Origin of the sequence: Rhizorhabdus dicambivorans (assembly GCF_002355275.1) — a bacterium.
GTDB lineage: Bacteria > Pseudomonadota > Alphaproteobacteria > Sphingomonadales > Sphingomonadaceae > Rhizorhabdus > Rhizorhabdus dicambivorans.
In genome coordinates, this window is record NZ_CP023449.1 from 1013336 (window position 1) to 1033291 (window position 19956).

General features: G+C 66.6%; 18 protein-coding genes and 1 pseudogene. 10 read left to right on the plus strand and 9 right to left on the minus strand.

Going from position 1 to position 19956, the window contains the following annotated elements; genetic code table 11:
• Positions 1-54 precede the first annotated feature (54 nt).
• The 6 genes and pseudogenes from tldD to CMV14_RS04905 form a co-directional block, all read left to right on the plus strand.
• On the plus strand, positions 55-1485 hold the full coding sequence (gene tldD, locus CMV14_RS04880) for a metalloprotease TldD (protein WP_066968650.1): 1431 nt from the start codon (positions 55-57) through the stop codon (positions 1483-1485).
• Between the two features lie 165 nt (positions 1486-1650).
• Positions 1651-2487 (plus strand): patatin-like phospholipase family protein, encoded by an 837-nt coding sequence (locus CMV14_RS04885; protein WP_066968561.1) that lies wholly within the window; start codon positions 1651-1653, stop codon positions 2485-2487.
• Positions 2481-3032: a DUF924 family protein gene (locus tag CMV14_RS04890; RefSeq protein ID WP_066968560.1), complete on the plus strand. Its 552-nt coding sequence runs from the start codon at positions 2481-2483 to the stop codon at positions 3030-3032. Before CMV14_RS04885 ends, CMV14_RS04890 begins: the two co-directional genes overlap by 7 nt.
• Before the next feature lie 166 nt (positions 3033-3198).
• Positions 3199-3537: a P-II family nitrogen regulator gene (locus CMV14_RS04895; RefSeq protein WP_056357155.1), complete on the plus strand. Its 339-nt coding sequence runs from the start codon at positions 3199-3201 to the stop codon at positions 3535-3537.
• 14 nt (positions 3538-3551) lie between these two features.
• Complete coding sequence (locus CMV14_RS04900) at positions 3552-4973, plus strand: ammonium transporter (RefSeq protein ID WP_066968558.1); 1422 nt, start codon at positions 3552-3554, stop codon at positions 4971-4973.
• A gap of 111 nt (positions 4974-5084) precedes the next feature.
• Positions 5085-5765 (plus strand): annotated as a pseudogene (locus CMV14_RS04905) (endonuclease/exonuclease/phosphatase family protein); the annotation flags it as partial.
• A gap of 18 nt (positions 5766-5783) precedes the next feature.
• Here the strand turns inward: CMV14_RS04905 and CMV14_RS27085 are convergent.
• The 4 genes from CMV14_RS27085 to CMV14_RS04925 form a co-directional block, all read right to left on the minus strand.
• Positions 5784-6200, minus strand: coding sequence for a protein tyrosine phosphatase family protein (locus tag CMV14_RS27085; RefSeq protein WP_066968556.1), 417 nt, complete (start codon positions 6198-6200; stop codon positions 5784-5786).
• Between the two features lie 11 nt (positions 6201-6211).
• Complete coding sequence (gene recQ, locus CMV14_RS04915) at positions 6212-7978, minus strand: DNA helicase RecQ (RefSeq protein ID WP_066968554.1); 1767 nt, start codon at positions 7976-7978, stop codon at positions 6212-6214.
• A 39-nt stretch (positions 7979-8017) separates the two neighbouring features.
• Positions 8018-9082 carry an acyltransferase family protein gene (locus tag CMV14_RS04920; RefSeq protein ID WP_066968552.1) on the minus strand — a complete coding sequence of 355 codons (1065 nt, stop codon included), beginning with the start codon at positions 9080-9082 and terminating at the stop codon, positions 8018-8020.
• Between the two features lie 129 nt (positions 9083-9211).
• A complete protein-coding gene (locus CMV14_RS04925) occupies positions 9212-11032 on the minus strand; it encodes an ABCB family ABC transporter ATP-binding protein/permease (protein WP_066968550.1) in 1821 nt (606 codons plus the stop codon).
• Between the two features lie 246 nt (positions 11033-11278).
• On the opposite strand from CMV14_RS04925, the gene CMV14_RS04930 reads away from it, so the two are divergent.
• Positions 11279-11551, plus strand: coding sequence for a YqhA family protein (locus CMV14_RS04930; RefSeq protein ID WP_096367675.1), 273 nt, complete (start codon positions 11279-11281; stop codon positions 11549-11551).
• Between the two features lie 62 nt (positions 11552-11613).
• On the opposite strand, the gene npdG is transcribed toward CMV14_RS04930, so the two are convergent.
• From npdG to CMV14_RS04955, 5 genes are all read right to left on the minus strand, one after another.
• Entirely contained in the window at positions 11614-12273 is a 660-nt protein-coding gene (gene npdG, locus CMV14_RS04935; protein ID WP_066968548.1) for an NADPH-dependent F420 reductase, read from the minus strand.
• A 142-nt stretch (positions 12274-12415) separates the two neighbouring features.
• On the minus strand, positions 12416-13498 hold the full coding sequence (locus CMV14_RS27470) for a Ros/MucR family transcriptional regulator (protein ID WP_331251137.1): 1083 nt from the start codon (positions 13496-13498) through the stop codon (positions 12416-12418).
• Between the two features lie 497 nt (positions 13499-13995).
• Positions 13996-14976, minus strand: a complete 981-nt coding sequence (locus tag CMV14_RS04945; RefSeq protein WP_066970399.1) for an IS481 family transposase — start codon at positions 14974-14976, stop codon at positions 13996-13998.
• A 209-nt stretch (positions 14977-15185) separates the two neighbouring features.
• Positions 15186-16214 carry a 4-hydroxy-2-oxovalerate aldolase gene (dmpG, locus tag CMV14_RS04950; protein ID WP_066964175.1) on the minus strand — a complete coding sequence of 343 codons (1029 nt, stop codon included), beginning with the start codon at positions 16212-16214 and terminating at the stop codon, positions 15186-15188.
• Positions 16211-17155 (minus strand): acetaldehyde dehydrogenase (acetylating), encoded by a 945-nt coding sequence (locus tag CMV14_RS04955; RefSeq protein ID WP_066964172.1) that lies wholly within the window; start codon positions 17153-17155, stop codon positions 16211-16213. The genes dmpG and CMV14_RS04955 overlap by 4 nt, the downstream gene beginning before the upstream one ends.
• Before the next feature lie 132 nt (positions 17156-17287).
• On the opposite strand from CMV14_RS04955, the gene CMV14_RS04960 reads away from it, so the two are divergent.
• The 3 genes from CMV14_RS04960 (at position 17288) to CMV14_RS04970 (ending at position 19946) form a co-directional block, all read left to right on the plus strand.
• Complete coding sequence (locus CMV14_RS04960; protein WP_066964169.1) at positions 17288-18070, plus strand: IclR family transcriptional regulator; 783 nt, start codon at positions 17288-17290, stop codon at positions 18068-18070.
• A 96-nt stretch (positions 18071-18166) separates the two neighbouring features.
• On the plus strand, positions 18167-19120 hold the full coding sequence (locus CMV14_RS04965; RefSeq protein WP_066964166.1) for a 2-hydroxyacid dehydrogenase: 954 nt from the start codon (positions 18167-18169) through the stop codon (positions 19118-19120).
• Positions 19121-19166: 46 nt separating this feature from the next.
• A complete protein-coding gene (locus CMV14_RS04970; RefSeq protein ID WP_066964220.1) occupies positions 19167-19946 on the plus strand; it encodes a kinase in 780 nt (259 codons plus the stop codon).
• Positions 19947-19956 lie beyond the last annotated feature (10 nt).

The following is a 19956-nucleotide window of genomic DNA, read 5'->3' on the forward strand; positions in this document are numbered from 1 at the left end:
TTCCACGCCAATAATCCCTATTGGGCTTCGCGCCCGAGCGCCTATATCGGGCGCATGACGATCCTTGCCCCCGACCCCCGCCATTTCCTCTATCGCGACGCGCTCGATCCCGATGCGGCGCTGCGGCTCACCGCGCAGACCCTGAAAGGGTGCGACGATGGCGAGCTCTATCTCCAATATATGACGTCGGAGAGCTTTGGCTTCGACGACGGGCGGCTGAAGACCGCCGACTACAACACGCAGGCGGGCTTCGGCCTGCGCGGCGTATCGGGCGAGACCACCGCCTTCGCCCATGCCAATGAGCTGAGCGAGGCCGCGATCCTCCGCGCGGGCGAGACGATGACCCTGCTCGATCCCGCCGCCGGCACCCGCGCCGCGCCGCCACGCCGCACCAACACCAGCCTTTACACCGCCGACGATCCGCTGGGCCTTATCCCCTTTTCGAAGAAGGTCGAGCTCTGCCAGCAGATCGACGCCGCCGCCCGCGCCCGTGATCCGCGCGTGCAGCAGGTCTCGGTCGGTCTGTCCGGTTCGTGGAGCGTGGTGGAGATCGTCCGCCCCGATGGCTTCACCGCTTTCGACGTGCGCCCGCTGGTCCGCCTCAACGTCTCGATCGTGGTCGAGCAGAATGGCCGGCGCGAGACCGGCTTCTTCGGCATGGGCGGCCGCTATCTCTACGACCGGCTGTTCGAGCCGGCGCAGTGGAACCGCGCGATCGACGAGGCGCTGCACCAGGCGATTGTCAATCTCGACGCGGTCGCCGCGCCGGCCGGCGAGATGACCGTGGTGTGCGGCCCCGGCTGGCCCGGCGTGCTGCTGCACGAGGCGATCGGCCATGGGCTGGAAGGGGATTTCAACCGCAAGGGCACATCGGCCTTTGCCGGCCGGATCGGCGACCGGGTGGCGGCGCCCGGCGTGACCGTCGTCGACGACGGATCGATCGCCGACCGGCGCGGATCGCTGACCATCGACGACGAGGGCACGCCGACGCAGTGCACCGTGCTGATCGAGGACGGCATCCTGAAGGGCTATATCCAGGACCGGCTCAACGCCCGGCTGATGGGCGTGGACCCGACCGGCAACGGCCGCCGCGAAAGCTATGCCCATGCGCCGATGCCGCGCATGACCAACACCTTCATGTATGGCGGCAACGACGATCCGGAGGAGATCATCTCGCGCGCGGGCAACGGCATCTATGCCAAGAGCTTCGGCGGCGGGCAGGTGGACATCACCAGCGGCAAGTTCGTCTTCTCCTGCACCGAGGCCTACAAGATCGAGAATGGCAAGCTGACCGTGCCGATCAAGGGCGCGACCCTGATCGGCGATGGCCCGTCGGTGCTGACCAAGGTGACCGCGATCGGCAACGACATGGCGCTGGACGAAGGCGTCGGCATCTGCGGCAAGGGCGGCCAGTCGGTCCCCGCAGGCGTCGGTCAGCCGACGGTGATGGTGTCGGCCCTGACGGTCGGCGGCACCGCGGCGTAACAAAAGCGCCACAAACGAGGCCGACAGCGGTTCCATGAGGATCACCGCCCGCCTCGCCGAGGATCGTCATTCCCGCGCCGGCGGGAATCCACGGTTACGGCGCGCAGGAGGCTCCATCGGACGCCGTCCATGGGTTCCCGACGGCGCAGGAATGACGAAGGGCTGATGGCCATAGCCGTCGCCCTTGGCGGAGGAGCGGCGCTCGGCTGGGCGCATATCGGGGTCCTGCGCGCGCTCCAGGATCATCGCATTCCGGTTCGTGCCGCCGCCGGCACCTCGATCGGCGCGCTCGCGGCGGTGGCTTTCGCGGCGGGCAGGCTCGATCCGCTCGAGCGGATTGCGCGCTCCACCAACTGGTTGCGCGTCCTGTCCTATCTCGACATTCACTTCCGCCCCGGCGCGATGCTGGGCGGGCGCGGCATATTGCGCGATCTGGAGCTGCATTTCGCGCGGCTCCAGTTCCAGGAATTGCTGATCCCATCCTGCGTGGTCGCCTGCGATCTGGTCTCGGGCAAGCCGGTGGTGATCAACCGCGGCCCGGTCAATCCGGCGATCATGGCGTCGATCGCGATCCCGGGCCTGTTCCGGCCGGTGCAGGTCGATGGGCAGTTCCTGGTCGACGGCGGGGTGGTGATGCCGGTGCCGGTGGTCGCGGCCCGCTCGATCGCGCCGAAGCTGCCGGTGCTCTCGGTCAATCTACAGGGCGATTATCATGGCCGGCGGGTCGCCACGGCGATCCGATCGCGGCCGGCGCGCAACCATCCATCGATGGCGGTCGTTAGGGCCAGTACGATGCTGCTGATGGCCGAACTGGCACGCCACTCGCTGGCGCTCGATCCGCCCGACTATGCGCTGACCCTGCCGGTCGGCCATGTCGAGATCCACGACTTCACCCGCGCCGACGAACTGATCGCGATCGGCCGCGCGACGGTGGACGAGCATATCGACGACATCCGCGCGCTGGTCGGCCGCGCGCCCCGCAGGACGGCGCGGCGATGGTGAGTCCGGAGGAAGGCACCGAAGCAATCCTTGGCTTCTGGTTCGGCGAGGTCGGGTCCGATCGCTGGTGGGTGCGGTCGCAGGAGACCGACGACGCGATCGTCGGTCGATTCCGGGATTTGTGGGAGGAATGGCGCGATCGGACGCCCGAAAGCTTTCTGGCCTCGCCCCGCGAAGCGCTGGCCGGCGTCGCGCTGTTCGACCAGTTCCCGCGGAACATGTTCCGCGGCCATGCCGACGCCTTCTCGACCGACCCGCTGGCCCTCGCCATCGCCAAGGGCACGGTCGAGCGCGGGCTGGACGACCGGATGAGCGCGGACGAGCGCAGCTTTCTCTACATGCCTTTCCAGCACAGCGAGGTGCTGGCCGACCAGCAGCGCTCGCTTGCGCTGTTCACTGCTCTTGGCAACCAGAACTCGCTCGACTTCGCGAGGAAGCATCATGACATGATAGCGCGCTACGGCCGCTTCCCCGCGCGCAACGCCGCGCTGGGCCGGCCGGACCGGCCCGGCGAGCAGGCTGCCATCGAAATGAGCAGAGCCTGGTAGACTCCGCTGCCCAAAAAAAGGGCAGGGCTTAACTTTTAATCAAACAGCTCCCGAGTCGTTTGCTACCCGGTTTTCGCCTCTTGAAAATCCAGCCCGTGAATCCGGCGATTCATGAAACTGGCACGCTTATTGCGATGCACAATCGGGCTGAAAAGAGGGAGGCGTAATGAAACTCGTCATTGCCATCATCAAGCCGTTCAAGCTGGACGAGGTGCGCGAAGCGCTCTCGGGCCTGGGCGTGCAGGGCATGACCGTTACCGAGGTCAAGGGCTTCGGACGGCAGAAGGGCCAGACGGAAATCTACCGTGGGGCCGAATACAGCACGAACATGGTGCCGAAGATCAAGGTCGAGGTGGCTACCACCGACGACCTGGCCGGCCGGGTCGTCGAGGCGATCCAGCAGTCCGCCAACACCGGCGCCATCGGCGACGGCAAGATCTTCGTCCTCGACGTCGCGCAGGCGGTGCGGATCCGCACCGGCGAAACCGACGACGTCGCGCTCTGATAGAAGGGGGAAACATGACGCTCCACAAGAAGCTGGCGTCCGGTCTCGGCGCTCTCGCCGTCACCGCGCTCGTCGCCGCGCCCGCCTGGGCGCAGGATCTCATCAAGGCGCCTACTGCCGAGCAGATGGCGACCATGTACAACAAGGGCGATGTCGCCTGGATGCTCGTCTGCGCCGCGCTGGTGCTGATGATGGCGGTGCCCGCGCTCGCCCTTTTCTACGGCGGCCTCGTCCGCAGCAAGAACATGCTGTCGGTCCTGATGCAGGTTCTCACCATCGTCTGTGTTGCCGCTCTCGTCTGGGTTGGCTGGGGCTATTCGATGGCCTTCACCTCCGGCGGCGAAAACCAGTTCTTCGGCGGTTTCTCGAAGGCTTTCCTTCAGGGCGTCGACGGCACCACCATGGCTGCCACCTTCTCCAATAACCTCTACCTGCCCGAATTCGTCTTCGTGGTGTTCCAGATGACCTTCGCCTGCATCACGCCGGCGCTGATCGTCGGCGCCTTCGCGGAGCGCGTCAAGTTCTGGCCGCTGATGCTGTTCGTGGTCCTGTGGCTGACCATCGTTTATTTCCCGATGGCCCACATGGTCTGGTACTGGGCGGGCCCGGACTTCCTGCCTGATGCGCCGACCGATGCTGGTCTGATCTGGAGCTGGGGCGCGCTGGACTTCGCCGGCGGCACCGTTGTCCACATCAACGCGGGTATCGCCGGCCTTGCTGGCTGCCTCGTCCTGGGCAAGCGCGTCAGCTACAAGAAGGAGCCGATGCCTCCGCACTCGCTGACCATGACCATGATCGGCGCCTCGCTGCTGTGGGTCGGCTGGTTCGGCTTCAACGCCGGCTCCAACCTCGAAGCCAATGGCGTGACTGCGGTTGCGTTCATCAACACCCTCGTCGCCACCGCCGCAGCGGCGCTGGCCTGGGCAGTCATCGAACAGTTCGTCCATGGTAAGCCTTCGTTGCTGGGCGCTGCCTCGGGTGCCGTCACCGGCCTCGTCGCGATCACCCCGGCGGCCGGCTTCGCGGCTCCGATCACCTCGATCATCCTCGGCGCCGTTGCCACGCTCGTGTGCTTCCTCTTCTGCACCACCGTGAAGAACAAGCTCGGCTATGACGACACGCTCGACGTGTTCGGCATCCACTGCATCGGCGGCATCGTCGGCGCGATCGGCACCGGCATCGTTGCCGATCCGGCGCTCGGCGGTCAGGGCTTCTTCGATTACACCGTCTTCCCGGCGGCGGTCGGAAGCTATGACATGGCCGGTCAGGTGATCACCCAGATCAAGGCTGTCGCGCTTACTCTCGCCCTTTCGGGTGGTGTCTCCGCGGTCCTGTTCTTCCTTATCGACAAGACCATCGGCCTGCGTCCCTCGGCCGAAGTCGAACTGGAAGGCCTCGACATCGCCGAGCATGGCGAGCGCGCCTACAACTACTGATTGCGAATTGGGGCCGGCCTCCGGGCCGGCTCCTCCGGGCGTTCCTCCTGCGAACGCACTGGGCCGATGGGGCAACCCATCGGCCCTTTTTTTGTTATGGAAGGCGGAATCATGATCACAGTCGCCAGCTACAATATCCGCAAGGGCCTGGGCACCGACCGCCGCCGCAACCCGCATCGCGTGCTCGATGTGCTGCACGAAATCCGCGCGGACATCGTCGCCCTGCAGGAGGCCGATCGCCGCTTCGGCGCGCGCCAGAGCGCGCTGCCCGCCGATCTGATCGCCCAGGGCGAATATAAGGCGGTCGATTTCGACATCCGGCCCGGCGGGATCGGCTGGCACGGCAACGCGATCCTCGTCCGCCATTCGGTCGATATCACCGATTACGCGCCGCTGGTGCTGCCGACCCTGGAACCGCGCGGCGCGGTGATGGCGGAGTTGCGCGTGGCCGGACGCGAGCTGCGCGTGATAGGCATGCATCTCGACCTGTCCGGCCTATGGCGGCGGCGGCAGGTCCGCGCGATCCTCGAGCAGATTCAGCGTCGCCAGCCGATGCCGACGGTGCTGATGGGCGATCTCAACGAATGGTCGCTCCACGGCGGCTGCATCCGCGAATTCGGCGGGCTCCACGTCGCACCGACGGGGCGCAGCTATCACAGCCGTCGCCCGGTCGGATGCCTCGACCGGATCATCCATACACCCGATCTGCACCTGGTGGCCTGCGGCGCCCATGCCAGCGAACGGGCGCGGCTCGCCTCGGATCACCTGCCGATCTGGGCGCGCCTCAACTGGGTGCCGGGCGAGCGGATATCAGCGCCGGGCGAGCAGGGGCGCAATCGGCGAGATGTCGTAGCCGGCGTTCGCCGCCTTTTCGGCCAGGGTCGCCGGATCGTCGCCCGCGGCGCCGCGCGCCAGCGCCCAGACGAAGGTTGAGCGGGTTCCCGAACGGCAGAAGGCGAGCACGGGGCCCTTTGCCTCGGACAGCGCCTTCTGCATCGCTTCCACCTGTTGCGCCGTGAAGCCGCCGGGGGTGATCGGGATCGCCACGTAAGCGAGCCCCGCGCCCCGCGCGGCTTCCCGGATCGCATCGCCCGAGGGCTGGCCAGGCTCCTCCTGTTCGGGGCGGTTGTTGATGATCGTCGTAAAGCCCTGGTCCGCGGCTTGCTGGACCTGCTCGACGCTGATCTGCGGGGCGACCGAGATGGTCTCGTCGATCTTGCGGAACATGGATGTCTCCCTCAGTCTTCAAAGGCGCGAATGGCGGCAAGGAAATCTTCGCCATAGGTTTCCAGCTTCTTGGCCCCTACGCCCGAAACCTGTGCGAGGCCAGCCAGGCTGTCGGGCCTGATCGTCGCCATTTCGCGCAAGGTGGCGTCGTTAAACACCACATAGGGCGGCACGCCCTGCGCGCGGGCAAGGTCGCGGCGCAGGGTGCGCAGCGCGTCGAACAGTGGGTCGTGCGGATAGTCGACCCGCTCCTTGCCCTTGCGCCGCCGCGCGCGTTCGGGCGGCAGCACGAGCGGCAGCCGTTCCTCGCCCTTCAGGATCGGCCGCGCGCCGGGACCGAAGCTCAGCCCGCCATAATCGTCGGCGCGCAGTGCGTCGCGCGCGAGCAGGGCGCGGGCCACGGGCTTGATCAGCTTGAGTTCGGCCTCGTCGGCGATGCCGAACACGGAAAGCCGATTGTGCCCCAGCATCAGCACGCGCTCGGTCTCGCGGCCGGCCAGCACGTCGGTGAGATGGGTGACGCCATAACGCATCTCGGTCCGGAAGGCGGCCGAGAGCAGTTTCTGCGCGACGACCGTGCCGTCGATGCCGGTCGGCGGGTTCAGGCAATTGTCGCAATTGCCGCAGGCGGGCGGGGGCGTCTCGCCGAAGTGGCGGAGCAGGATCGCGCGGCGGCAGCCCGGTGCCTCGACCAGCATCGCCATGGCGTTCAGCCGCTGGCGCTCGCCGGGGCGGCGGCCTTCTTCGACATCGGTTTCGATCCGCCGGCGGGCACGGGCGAAGTCGTCGGCGCCCCAGAAAAGCTGGGTGACGGCGGGCTCGCCATCGCGCCCGGCGCGGCCGGTCTCCTGATAATAGGCCTCGATCGACTTGGGCAGGCCGGCATGGGCGACGAAGCGGACGTCGGGCTTGTCGATCCCCATGCCGAAGGCGACCGTCGCCACCATCACCATATCCTCGCTGGCGACGAAGGCCCTCTGGTTGGCGGCGCGGATCTGGGGATCGAGCCCGGCGTGATAGGCACGCGTCGGCCGGCCGCCGGCGCCGAGCTGCGCAGCAAGCTTCTCGGTCGCGTCGCGGGTGGGGGCGTAGACGATGCCCGATCCGGGATTGTCGTCGAGCAGCGCCATCAGCTGCTTCGCCACCCCATCGCGCGTGGTGATGCCGTAGCGTAGATTCTCCCGATCGAAGCCGGCCAGGATCAGCCCGTCGGGCTCGATGCCGAGCTGGGCGAGGATGTCTTCGCGGGTGTGGTGGTCGGCGGTGGCGGTGAGCGCGAGGCGGGGGACCTCGGGCCGTTCCTCCAGCAGGCCGCGCAGCAGCCGGTAGTCGGGGCGGAAATCATGGCCCCATTCGGAGACACAATGCGCCTCGTCGATCGCGATCAGCGCGAGCGGGGTCTGGTCGATCAGCCGGCGGAAACCCTCGGTCGAGACCCGCTCGGGCGCGACATAGAGCAGGTCGAGCTGGCCGGCACGCAGCCGGTCCATCGTCTCGAAGCGGTTGTCATCGGCGGAGGTCAGCGCGGCGGCGCGGATGCCCGCCGCTTCGGCCGAACGGACCTGATCGTGCATCAGCGCGATCAGCGGCGAGATGACAAGGCCGGTGCCCTCGCGGCAGAGCGCCGGGATCTGGTAGGTCAGCGACTTGCCCGCGCCGGTCGGCATCACCGCCAGTGTGTTGCACCCCGCCATCACCCGGTCGATCACATCCTGTTGCCGTCCCCGGAACTGCGAAAATCCGAAGGTTTCGTGCAGGGCTTCCAGGGGGGTGGGCATGGAGGCCCTTCTAGCGGCTGGGGACGGGGTGTCGAGCCTTCAAGGGCGCTTGGGTCCGCGCCGGTTCATCCACTTCTGCGCGGGCAGCTCGAAGCCGTGATAGAGCGCTGCCGACACCGCGACGACGATCAGCAGGAACAGGCCGATCAGCGGCAGCGGCACATCGTTCACGTCGCTGACGAAGGCGATCTTGAACAGCATGTAGAGGAAGGCATGCGCCAGATAGGTCGCGTAGCTGATCTCGCCGAACCAGTGAATCATGCGGCCCTTCATCGGACTGGGCCTTTCGGAGGTCAGCGCAAGCATCAGCAGGAAGGTGACGAAGGTGAAGGGCAGCGCCAGCGTCTCGGGTGCGCCCGCGAAATAGGCGGCGAGGCCTGCAACGCCCAGCACGCCCGCGATCAACGCGGGCCGGTTGGGCGCGTCGCGCCAGCGCAGCCACAGCGCGGCGACGATCGTTCCCATTGCGAACTCGAACAGGCAGCGCGGGAGGCCGAGGTGGGGGATGTCGTTGCCGAGCAGCGGCTTGCCCATGGCGGTGAATACACCGAACAGGCCGAGCATCAGCAGGCCGAGCAGGGCGATCAGTACCGGGGTCGACGTCCTCTGCCAATCGATGCGCGTCACCAGCAGCGGGAAGACGAGATAGGCGCCCAGTTCGCAGCTGATCGACCAGGCGGGAACGTTCCAGCCGAGTTCGGGAAGAAAGCCCCAATTCTGGAGCAGCAGCAGATGGAAGGGCAGCGTCTCCCAGCGGTAATCGGGCGGCAGCGCCCGTCCAGTCGCGACGCAGGCCAGCGCGAAGCCGACCGCGCCGAGCAGCACGAGCAGATGGAGCGGCCAGATCCGCGCCAGCCGCCGCCACAGGAAATGTGGCACCGCCCGCCAGCGATGTTCGCCGAGGAGAGAGCGATAGTTGAGCCAGATCACGAAGCCGGACAGCACAAAGAAGAAATCGACCGCGAGATAGCCCTTGGCGAGAAAATCGATCACGCCCTGGGGCAGTGAGCCGCTGGCGCTTTCCCGGATGTGATAGAGGACTACATACCAGGCCGCGATCCCGCGCGCGGAGGTGAGCGGACGAAGTTCGTGCCGGACCTGCAACTCGCTTATGCCCCCAACGCGTCACCCCTGCGAAGGCGGGGGTCCATGTCTGTATTCACCACAGATGCCATCGCGGGTGAAGAGAGACATGGATGCCAGCCTGCGCTGGCACGGCGAATATCAGGCAGGCTATGCCGCCTCCTTGTCCTTCTCCTCGGCCTCGCTCGCCTGGCGCATCCACATCTCGGCATAGAGGCCGTCGCGCGCCATCAGCTCGGCGTGGCTGCCGCGCTCGGCGATGCGGCCTGCTTCCAGGACGACGATCTCGTCGGCATGGACGATAGTCGACAGGCGGTGTGCGATGACGATGGTGGTGCGGCCCTGTTCGACGCCGCGCAGCGTGGCCTGGATGTCGGCCTCCGTACGACTGTCCAGTGCGCTGGTCGCCTCGTCGAGGATCAGGATGGGTGGGTTCTTGAGCAGGGAGCGGGCGATCGCTACCCGCTGCTTCTCACCGCCCGACAGTTTCAGCCCGCGTTCCCCGACTTTCGTTTCATAGCCGTGCGGCAGCGACAGGATGAAGTCGTGGATCGCGGCGCCCTGCGCTGCTGCCTCGATCTCGTTCCGGGTCGCGCCCTCGCGGCCATAGCCGATATTGTAGCCGATCGTGTCGTTGAACAATACCGTGTCCTGCGGGACGATGCCGATCGCGCGGCGCAGCGATTCCTGGGTGACATGGGCGATGTCCTGCCCGTCGATCGTCACCCGCCCGCCGCTGATGTCGTAGAAGCGGTAGAGGATGCGCGCGAGAGTCGACTTGCCCGCACCCGAAGGGCCAACCACGGCCAGCGTACCGCCAGGCCGGATCGACAGGTCGATCCCCTTAAGGATCGGCCGCTCGGGATCATAGTGGAAGGTGACATCCTCGAAGCGGACCAGCCCGCCGGTGACGGCGAGCGGCTTCGCATCGGGGGCATCGGTCACTTCGGCGGGCGTATCCACCAGCCGGAACATCGCCTCCATGTCGATCAGCCCCTGGCGGATCTCGCGATAGACCATGCCGAGCATGTCCAGCGGCCGAAACAGCTGGCTGAGGATGGTGTTGATGAACACCACGTCGCCCGGCGAATACCAGCCCTTGCTCCAGCCATAGACGCTGTAGCCCATTGCGCCCGCCATCATCAGGTTGGTGATAAGCGACTGGCCGACGTTGAGCAGCGCCAGCGAGCTTTCATTCTTCGTCGCAGCGCGGGCATAATCTTCGACGGCCTGGCCGTAATTGGCGGTCTCGCGCGCCTCGGCGCTGAAATATTTGACCGTCTCGTAATTGAGCAGCGAGTCGACGGCGCGGGCTGCCGCGCGCGTGTCATATTCGACCATCGCGCGGCGCATCTTGGTGCGCCACTCGGTCACCTTGCGGGTGAAGCGGATATAGCAGGCGATCGCGAACAGCGTCGCGGCGACCAGGCCCCAGCCGAACTTGAAGAAGAAGATCAGGCAGACCGCGCTCAGCTCGAAAATAGTCGGGCCGATATTGAACAGCAGGAAATAGAGCATCGTGTCGATGCTCTTGGTGCCGCGCTCGACGATCTTGGTCAGCGCGCCGGTGCGCCGTTCGAGATGATAGCGCAGCGACAGCCGATGAAGCTGGGAGAATACCTCCACCGAGAGGCGCCGTCCCGCGTCTTGGCCGACCAGCTCGAAGATCGCGTTGCGCATATTGTCGAACAGCACGCCGCCGAAGCGCGCGCCCGCATAGGCGACGACCAGCGCCACCGCGATCATGACCCCCGGTTCGAAGCCCGGTGTCATCCGGTCGATCGCGGCCTTGTAGGCGAAGGGCATCAGCAGCACCGCCGCCTTGGCCGCCAGCACCAGCAGCAGCGCTATCACCACGCGCGCGCGCAGCGCCGGCTCGTGTTTCGGCCAGAGATACGGGATGAAGCGGCGGAGGGTCTCCCAGCCCTGTTCGGGGGCGGCGGTGGTGGCGGAAGCGTGATCGGGCGGCATGTCGGACGTGAAGATAGGGATGCGGGTCCGTTGAGGGAAGGTCGAACGGCTTTGGGCGCGACAAGCAGCGTTTGGGCGCGCACACCGGTCCACGCAACGGTTTCATGCGCGTGACATGGTTGCCCCGACGCGAAAGTTGGCCGCATGGCGCCGGCATGACTTCGCAAACTTCGGAAAACCCGCCGCAGAAGCTACGTCCGCTGCCTCTGCTGATCTTCAGTTCACGCTGGCGGCTATGAGACGTTCGTGTCGCGGCTGGGATTGAACAACCATCCCGATCAGCCGGAATGGCTGAGCCACGTCAACACTGGCGTGCTCAAGGTCAAGCTGGCCATGGCGATCATCGGCATCTCCTCGATCCATCTGCTCCGCTCGTTCATCGAGGCGGACATGATCGGCCAGCCGAACGGCCGCATCACCGAAACCGGGCTGCTCTGGCAGACGGTGATCCACATGGCCTTCATCCTGTCCGCGCTCGGCATCGCCTGGGTCGATCGGATGAGCCAGCAGAAGCATTGACCGGCTGACGGGGAGTGACCGGACGGGGGAGGATGGCGATGCCGCCGGCCCCCGCCAGTCCGTCAGGCGTCGGGCTGGATCAGCTCACCGGTGATGCGGATGCCGGCGCCGTCGACCTGATAGGTCTTGTTGATGAAGATCAGGATCGACGTGAGTGCTTCCGCCGCCGCCGAATTGACCAGCGCGCCGCCATGGATGCCGCGAAGGCCCATCGCGTCGGCCAGCTCGACGACGATCTGCCGGTCGGCCTTGTCGTCGCCGAAGACCAGCACGTCGCACTCGATATCCTTGTCGGTGATCAGCTTGTGGCCCGCCACGCTGTGGAAGGCGGAGACGATCCGCACGCCATCGCCCAGCGCGTTCCGCGTGCGCACCGCCGCGCTGCCTTCCGCCGGCAGCTGCACGCGCATCACCCTGGGCGGCACCAGCGGCACGGTGGTATCTACCACCAGCTTGCCGGCCACATAGGGCTTGATGCCGGCCAGCGTCGTATCCTGGGAGTCGAAGGGGACGGTGACAATGATGACGTCACCGGCCTGGGCGGCGTCGGCGTTGCTCATGCCGGTAAGGCCGAAGCCGAGTTCGGTGGCCTTGGCCTGTGCGCTCTCGGCCGAGCGCGATCCGATCACCACCGCACGCCCGGCCTTGGCCAGCCGCCGCGCGATCGCCGCGCCCAGCTTGCCAGTGCCGCCGATCACCGCGATCCGTTCATTGCCAGCCATGCCGTCTCTCCCATCCTCATATTCGATGGGCGGTTCTTAACGGCAACGGCCCCACATACAAGCGGGGCCGGCCTATGAGAAGCGTCAGGGCCGGAGCGTTTCGGCTGGCCCGTGCCCGGAGGGGCGGCGGGCCTGCCGATATTCAGGCCGGCGTCTTCTTGGCGCGCGGCTTGGCGGAAGCGGCCTTCGCCGGGGCCTTGGCCGGTGCTTTTGCCGCAGCCTTGCCGGGAGCCTTGGTTTCGGCCTTGGGCGTGGACGCGGGCTTCGCCTTTGCGGCGGGCTTTGCCGCTGCGGGGGCTTTCGCTACCGCTGCCGGCTTTGCCGCCACGGGAGCTTTTGCCGCGGCTGCCGGCTTTGCCGCTGCGGGCTTGGGGGCCGCCTTGGGCTTTGCGGCTGCGGCAGGCTTCGGCGCCGCTGCAGTCTTGGCAGCCGCCGGCTTCGCTGTGGCTGCCGCGGGCTTCACTGCCGGCGCGGGCTTTGCCGCCGCCGCCGGCTTCGCGGCTGGGGCCGGCTTCGCCGCTGCCGCTGCCGGTTTCGCCGCGGCAGGCTTCGGGGCGGTTACGGGCTTGGTCGTCGCAGCGGGCTTCGCCGCAGTGGCGGCCTTGGCGGCGGGCTTGCGGCCGAGGCCGATCTTCACCGCGAGCGCCTTGCGCTGCTCGGCGTAATTGGGCGCGACCATCGGATAGTCAGCCGGAAGATTCCACTTCTTGCGATAGTCATCCGGCGACATGCCGTAGTTGGTCTGAAGATAACGCTTGAGCATCTTCATCTTCTTGCCGGACTCAAGGCTCACGATATAGTCGGGCTTCACCGACGAACGGACTGCCACCGCCGGCTTGAGTTCTGGTTCCGGCGCGCTCTGTGGCTTGCCGAGGCCCTCGAGTGCCTGATGAACGCTCTTGATCAGTGCGGGCAAGTCCGAGACCGAGACATTATTATTGGCGACATGCGACGCGACAATATCGGCGGTCAGAGCCAGAACGGTTTCGTCAGCCATGGGTATGGGGTCCTTGCAGTTGAAGGCGCTTCTTCGTCCAATATTCGCAAAGAAACAATTGCTTTGATGAGGAGCGCCAGATTTTTTTGGCGGCGGCCGGCGTGCAGGGCAGCTATTCGTCGGCCGCGAAACGGCGATCGCCACCTTCAAATAGTCCTGATAACCGCCAAAAGCTGGTTCTGTCGAAGGCCTTCCCGATGGCGGCAATATCCAGAAGCCCGAGCTCATCCCAAAAACTTTCCAAGGCGATCGGCGCAGGGTTTTTCTACCTCCGTGACTGGCGATGACGCGGTCTCTCGACGAAATCGGACGGCGACACGGCGAATCATTTTACCGCTGCGAAGTGATCGGGGCTTCCGGATAGATGTCGTCAGGTAATGAAATCTTGTACTCCCTTGTCGAGCGAAGGTTTCGAAGATGTCGTTCGGTTCCATCGCTACGCCGGTGATGCGATGGCACCCGCAAGCAGCCAGCTTGTCCGGGCTTCTCTTTGACGTTTGAAGGACAGGGGCACCGGATGTCCGTTGCCGGCAACATGCGGGCCGGCCGGACAAGGCCGGGCCGATCGGGCGCTTTACCCGTCCTTTGTTTCGTGGCCAGCCATGTGGAGGGCACGGCAGTCCCTGCCGGACGGAGAATTGTGTGGCATGGCGTTTGGGGGGGTGTCGCCGAGGGCCCGCTCAGGAGGCGCGGCTCGGGAGGGGGGCGACCGCCCAGGGTCGTCCCTAGATGTGGAGCCTCAACAGGTTATTCATTGGCTGACGTAGTCGGCTGATGGGCGGTTGTGATTGTAAGCTGCCGTGGGGGCGGTGCCAGTTATAATTATGGAGCCATGGACTGAGGGCGCGTTTGCGGTGCTCGGAGGTTGGATAGGCGCGAGCATATGCCCATTCGCGTAAGCTGGTCTGGATGAAGCGTTCGGCCTTGCCGTTAGTCTTGGGCGTGTAGGGTTTGGTGCGGATGTGCTTGAGGCCGAGTGCTTTGCAGGCGTCGCGGAAGGCGAAGCTTTTGTAGCAGGCGCCGTTGTCGGTCATGACGCGCGAGACAGTGATGCCGAGGCTTTGATAATAGGCGATGGCGGCGAAGAGGAAGGCGGTTGCGCTTTCCTTCTTTTCGTCGGGGAGGATCTGGCTGAAGGCGATGCGCGAGGCATCGTCGATGCAGACGTGGACGAACTCCCAGCCCGCGCCGTAGCGCTCGCCAGCACGGCTGCCGCGAGTGCTGCTCTGCTTTGTCCGATTGCCGGTGATGCGATGGCCGACGCGTTCGAAGCGGCCGAGCTTCTTGATGTCGATGTGGATCAGCTCGCCGGGGTGCGCGCGCTCATAGCGACGGATGGGCTCGGGAGGATCGAGATCGCGCATTCGGCTCAAGCGTGCGTTGCGCAGTATCCGGCTGACAGTGGCTGGCGAGAGCTTCAGCGTGGCGGCGATCTGCTTGCCGCAGAGGCGCTGACGGCGCAGGGCGATGACCTGCTCGATGCGGTCGGCGGGCGTGGCGCGGGGCATGGCGTGTGGGCGCGAGCTGCGGTCGACGAGACCGGCTTCGCCTTCGATCCGATAACGTGCCAGCCACTTGGCTACGGTTCGCTCCGAGACGCCCAGGGCGGTCGCGACCGCCCTGGGCGTCTCGCGCAGAACCATCACGCGCCGGACGATCTCGGCTCGACTGAAGGGCGTGGTTCGGGCATTCTTGTGGATGTTCATCCGGTCGTTCCTCCAGACCTGACGTGTCGCAACATCAGTCTGATCCGGTCACGCCGGATGAACAACCTCCTGAAAGCTCACACCTAGAGCGCGTCGATCGCGCCCGAGATGCCGAGCGGATGGCAGTCGCGATCGACCAGAGTGATGCGAGGGTGGCAAGGCAGGCGCCCGGGCGGCGGCGTGGGAGCCGCCGTCCGGGCGTGGAATGGTTAGGATCCGGCTTTGATCATATCGAGGGCGACGTCGACGATCATGTCCTCCTGGCCGCCGACCATCTTGCGGCGGCCGAGCTCGACGAGGATTGCGCGGGTATCCAGCTTATAGTCGGCCGCCGCCTTCTCGGCGTGGCGCAGGAAGCTCGAATAGACGCCGGCATAGCCGAGCGCGAGCGTCTCGCGGTCGACGCGAACAGGGCGGTCCTGCAAGGGGCGGACGAGATCCTCGGCCGCGTCCATCAGCGCCATCACGTCGCAGCCATGGTTCCAGCCCTTGCGGTCGACGGCGGCGACGAACACCTCCAGCGGGGCGTTGCCGGCGCCGGCACCCATGCCGGCGAGGCTCGCGTCGATCCGCACCGCGCCTTCCTGCGCGGCGACGATCGAGTTGGCGACGCCCAGCGAGAGATTGTGATGGGCATGCATGCCGCGCTGCGTCTCGGGCTTGAGCACCCGATCATAGGCCTGGAAGCGGGTGCGGATCCCGTCCATGTCGAGCGCGCCGCCGCTGTCGGTGACATAGACGCACTGCGCGCCATAGCTCTCCATCAGCAGCGCCTGCTGCGCCAGTGCCTCGGGCTCGATCATGTGGCTCATCATCAGGAAGCCCGACACGTCCATGCCGAGATCGCGGGCGATGCCGATATGCTGCTTCGAGACGTCCGCCTCGGTGCAGTGGGTCGCGACGCGGACCGACCGCACGCCGATGTCATAGGCGCGGCGCAGCTCGTCCACCGTCCCGACGCCGGGCAGGATCAGCGTGGTCAGCACCGACCGGGTCAGCACCTCGGCCACGGCCTCCAGCCATTCCCAGTCGGTGTGCGCGCCGAAGCCATAGTTGAAGCTGGCGCCGTTGAGACCATCGCCATGCGCCACCTCGATTGCGTCCACGCCCGCATCGTCGAGCGCCTTGGCGATCGCGCGGACATGATCGATCCCGTACATGTGCCGGATCGCGTGCATGCCGTCGCGCAGCGTCACGTCCTGGATGTAGAGCTTGTCCTTGGCTACGTCGAAGCTCATGCCGCGACCCTCCCTGTGATGATGCGCTCAGCGAGCAGTTCTCCGGTCGCCTTGGCGGCGGCGGTCATGATGTCGAGATTGCCCGAATAGCTTGGCAGATAGTCACCGGCGCCCTCGACCTCCAGGAAGATCGAAGTCTTGATGCCGGTATACTCGCCGCGTCCGGGTATCTTCAGCTTGTTATTGTCGCCGAAGCGCTCGAACTGCACCTCCTGCTTCAGCCGGTAGCCGGGCACATAGGCCTGGACCTTCTTGACCATCGCCTTGACCGAAGCGCGGATCGTCTCCTCGTCGGCGCCTTCGGACAGGGTGAAGACGGTGTCGCGCATGATCATCGGCGGCTCGGCCGGGTTGAGGATGATGATCGCCTTGCCCTTGGCGGCGCCACCCACCTTCTCGATCGCCGAAGCGGTGGTGCGGGTGAACTCGTCGATATTGGCGCGCGTGCCGGGGCCCGCCGATCGCGACGAGACCGAAGCGACGATCTCGGCATAATGCACCGTCGCGACCTGGCTGACCGCCGCCACCATCGGAATGGTCGCCTGGCCGCCGCACGTCACCATGTTAACGTTGGTCGCATCAAGATGCTCGTCCATGTTGACCGGCGGGATGGTGAAGGGGCCGATCGCGGCGGGCGTCAGGTCCACCACCAGCTTGCCGTCGGCGCGCAGCGCCTCGTCATGTACCTTGTGGGCATAGGCGGATGTCGCGTCGAAGACGATACCGATCTCGGCATAGTCGGGCAGATTCTTCAGCCCCTCGAGCCCCTCATGAGTCGTCGCGATGCCGCGCTCGCGCGCCATCGCCAGACCTTCCGATGCCGGGTCGATGCCCACCACCGCCGCCAGTTCCATATTCTGCGGATATTTGATCATCTTGATCATCAGGTCGGTGCCGATATTGCCCGACCCTATGATCGCCGCCTTGATCTTCTCGGTCATCGCTGGGGATCTCTCCGATATGCCGTCCGCCCGATCGTCGGGCCCTTCTGCCGGCATCGAAAATAGGGCAGGGCGACCGGCCCGAGCAAACTCCGCTTGTCTTGTTTTTCCATATCGTGGGATAAGAATGACATGTCCTCTTCCCCCACCGCATCGCCCCGATCGGTCGACAAGTCGCTCGCGCTGCTGGTGCAGGTGATCGAAGGCGGAGCATTCCCATCGATGTCGGCGCTTGCCCGCGCGGCCGATCTGCCCGTCTCGACCGTCCATCGGCTGCTGGCCGGGCTCGAACAGGCCGGCTTCGTCGCCCGGCTGGAGCGCGGCCATTATGTCGGTGGCCCCACCCTGCGCCGGCTGGCGCGGCGGCAGGACGATTCCGCCAAGATATTGGCCCAGATCGGTGGGCCGATCCTGGCGCGGCTGTCGCGGCGGACCGGCCGGATCTGCCATCTCGGCATCCTCGAGGAGAATATGATGACCTATCTGGTGAAGGAGGGCGACGCCGAGGACAATGCGGTATCGCGGCTCGGCATGCAGCTGGAGGCCTATTGCACGGGCCTGGGCAAGGCGCTGCTTGCCCATCTGCCGGAAAATGAGCGCGAGCTGTTCGTGGCCGGAGGCGGCTTCGTGGCGCTGACGCCGAGTACGCTGACGACGCCTTCGGCGTTCCGGGACGAGTTCGCCCGTATCCGCGAGCGTGGCTATGCGCTGGACCAGGAGGAGATGGTCCCGGGCCTGGTCTGCATCGCCGTGCCGATCCGCGCCATGGACCGGGTGGTCGCCGCCATATCGCTGGTGGTGACCCAGAGCGCCGAGCCGCGTCGGCCGACCTCCTATCTGGGCCGGCTCCACGCCGCCGCGCGCGAGATCGAAACGAGGCTGCACCCCTTCGCCGACATGCTCGTCGCGGCCTGACGAGCCCGGAGGCAGGGCCCGCCAACTTCCTGTCGCGAAAATTCCTGCACTCGGCTACGCGGCGACCGGACGAACCATGGCTGGGAGGAGCGATCCTTGGCGCGCATATTGCTGACCCGGCGCTGGCCCGCCGCGATCGAGGCGGAACTGGCAAGCCGCCATCAGGTCCACATCAATACCGATGACCGGCCGATGTCGCAGGCCGAACTGGCCGAGGCGATGCGGACCTTCGACGTGCTGTGCCCGACGGTGTCCGACCGGATCGACGCGGCGGTGATCGGCGCGGGCGGTGGCGCCCGGATCATCGCCAATTATGGCGCGGGCGTGGATCATATCGACCTTGCCGCCGCGCGCGCCGCCGGTATCGCCGTCACCAATACCCCCGACGTGCTGACCGAGGCGACCGCCGAGTTGGCGGTGCTGCTGATGCTGATGGCCAGCCGCCGCGCGGGGGAGGGCGAGCGCGAATTGCGCGAGGGTCGCTGGTCAGGCTGGAGGCCGACCCATCTGCTCGGGCGCTCCCTGCGGGGGCGCCGGCTGGGGCTGGTCGGCTATGGACGGATCGCGCGCGAGACCGCGCGGCGCGCCCGGGCCGCCTTCGGCGTCGAACTCAGCTATCACAGCCGCCGGCCCGTGGCCGACGACGATCTTGGTGCACAATATATGGCCTCGCTCGACGCGCTGATGGCGGAGGCCGACATCGTTTCGCTGCATTGCCCGGGCGGCGCCGAAACCCATCATCTGATCGATGCGCCGATGCTGGGGCGGATGAGGCCCGGCGCGCTGCTGATCAACACGGCGCGCGGCTCGGTGGTGGACGAGGCGGCGCTGGCGGCGGCGCTGACCGAGGGGAAGATCGGCGGGGCGGGGCTCGACGTCTACGAGCGCGAGCCGGCGGTCCATCCCCTGCTGTTGGACGCACCGAATGTCGTGTTGCTGCCTCACCTCGGCAGTGCCACGCTGGAGACGCGCGAGGCGATGGGGCGGCAGGCTATGCTCAATCTCGAAGCGCTGCTCGACGGCCGCGAGCCGCCCAACCGTGTCGCCTGAGCCCGCCAGTGCGCTGGCCGCCGTCGAGCCGGCGCTGCGCGAGGCGATGGAGCGGGCCAGCGTGCGCCCTTTCGTGCTCGGCATCTGCGGCGCGCAGGGCAGCGGCAAGTCGACGCTGTCGGATGCGCTGGCCGGTCATATGCGGGCGGCCGGAGTCCCCACCTCGGTCCTGTCGATCGACGATCTTTATCGCACTCACGCCGAGCGCGCGGCGCTGGCCCGCGACGTGCATCCGCTGTTTGCGGTGCGCGGCGTGCCCGGCACCCATGATGTCGGGCTGGGCCTGGACATACTCGACACCTTGGCTAGCGGCCTGCCGGCAAGGCTGCCCCGCTTCGACAAGGCGCAGGACGACCGCGCTCCCGAAGCGGACTGGGACGAGGCCCCCGCCGACACCCGGCTGCTGATCCTGGAAGGATGGTGCGTCGGCGCGCGGCCGCAGGCGGACGACGCCCTCGCGGAGCCGGTCAACGATCTCGAACGGCTGGAGGATGGTGCGGGCCGCTGGCGCAGGACGGTCAACCGGGCACTGGCCGGAGACTATCAGGCGCTGTTCGGCCGCATCGACATGCTGGTCCTGCTCGCCGCCCCGGGATTCGAGGCGGTGCGCGACTGGCGGATCGAGCAGGAACATGGCCTGGCACGCGGCGCGGCCCCCGGCGCGAGCGGCGTGATGAGCGATGCCGAGGTCGAGCGTTTCATCCGCTTCTATGAGCGGCTGACGCGCCACATATTGGACGAGATGCCGGGCAGGGCGAATCTGGTGATCCGCCTGCGCAAGGATCGCACCCCATGCTCCATCGTCCCGGCGCGCCGCGGCCGATAGGCCGGTCGAA

Bases quoted from the DNA above. Each gene is read 5' to 3' on its own strand.
- npdG (WP_066968548.1), bottom strand. From the start codon at position 12,273: ATGGCTGGCAATGAACGGATCGCGGTGATCGGCGGCACTGGCAAGCTG.
- CMV14_RS04885 (WP_066968561.1), top strand. From the start codon at position 1,651: ATGGCCATAGCCGTCGCCCTTGGCGGAGGAGCGGCGCTCGGCTGGGCG.
- CMV14_RS04960 (WP_066964169.1), top strand. From the start codon at position 17,288: ATGTCCTCTTCCCCCACCGCATCGCCCCGATCGGTCGACAAGTCGCTC.
- CMV14_RS27085 (WP_066968556.1), bottom strand. From the start codon at position 6,200: ATGTTCCGCAAGATCGACGAGACCATCTCGGTCGCCCCGCAGATCAGC.
- CMV14_RS04890 (WP_066968560.1), top strand. From the start codon at position 2,481: ATGGTGAGTCCGGAGGAAGGCACCGAAGCAATCCTTGGCTTCTGGTTC.
- CMV14_RS27470 (WP_331251137.1), bottom strand. From the start codon at position 13,498: ATGAGCTCGGGCTTCTGGATATTGCCGCCATCGGGAAGGCCTTCGACA.
- CMV14_RS04895 (WP_056357155.1), top strand. From the start codon at position 3,199: ATGAAACTCGTCATTGCCATCATCAAGCCGTTCAAGCTGGACGAGGTG.
- CMV14_RS04925 (WP_066968550.1), bottom strand. From the start codon at position 11,032: ATGCCGCCCGATCACGCTTCCGCCACCACCGCCGCCCCCGAACAGGGC.
- CMV14_RS04900 (WP_066968558.1), top strand. From the start codon at position 3,552: ATGACGCTCCACAAGAAGCTGGCGTCCGGTCTCGGCGCTCTCGCCGTC.
- dmpG (WP_066964175.1), bottom strand. From the start codon at position 16,214: ATGAGCTTCGACGTAGCCAAGGACAAGCTCTACATCCAGGACGTGACG.
- CMV14_RS04955 (WP_066964172.1), bottom strand. From the start codon at position 17,155: ATGACCGAGAAGATCAAGGCGGCGATCATAGGGTCGGGCAATATCGGC.
- recQ (WP_066968554.1), bottom strand. From the start codon at position 7,978: ATGCCCACCCCCCTGGAAGCCCTGCACGAAACCTTCGGATTTTCGCAG.
- CMV14_RS04970 (WP_066964220.1), top strand. From the start codon at position 19,167: ATGGAGCGGGCCAGCGTGCGCCCTTTCGTGCTCGGCATCTGCGGCGCG.
- CMV14_RS04945 (WP_066970399.1), bottom strand. From the start codon at position 14,976: ATGAACATCCACAAGAATGCCCGAACCACGCCCTTCAGTCGAGCCGAG.
- tldD (WP_066968650.1), top strand. From the start codon at position 55: ATGACGATCCTTGCCCCCGACCCCCGCCATTTCCTCTATCGCGACGCG.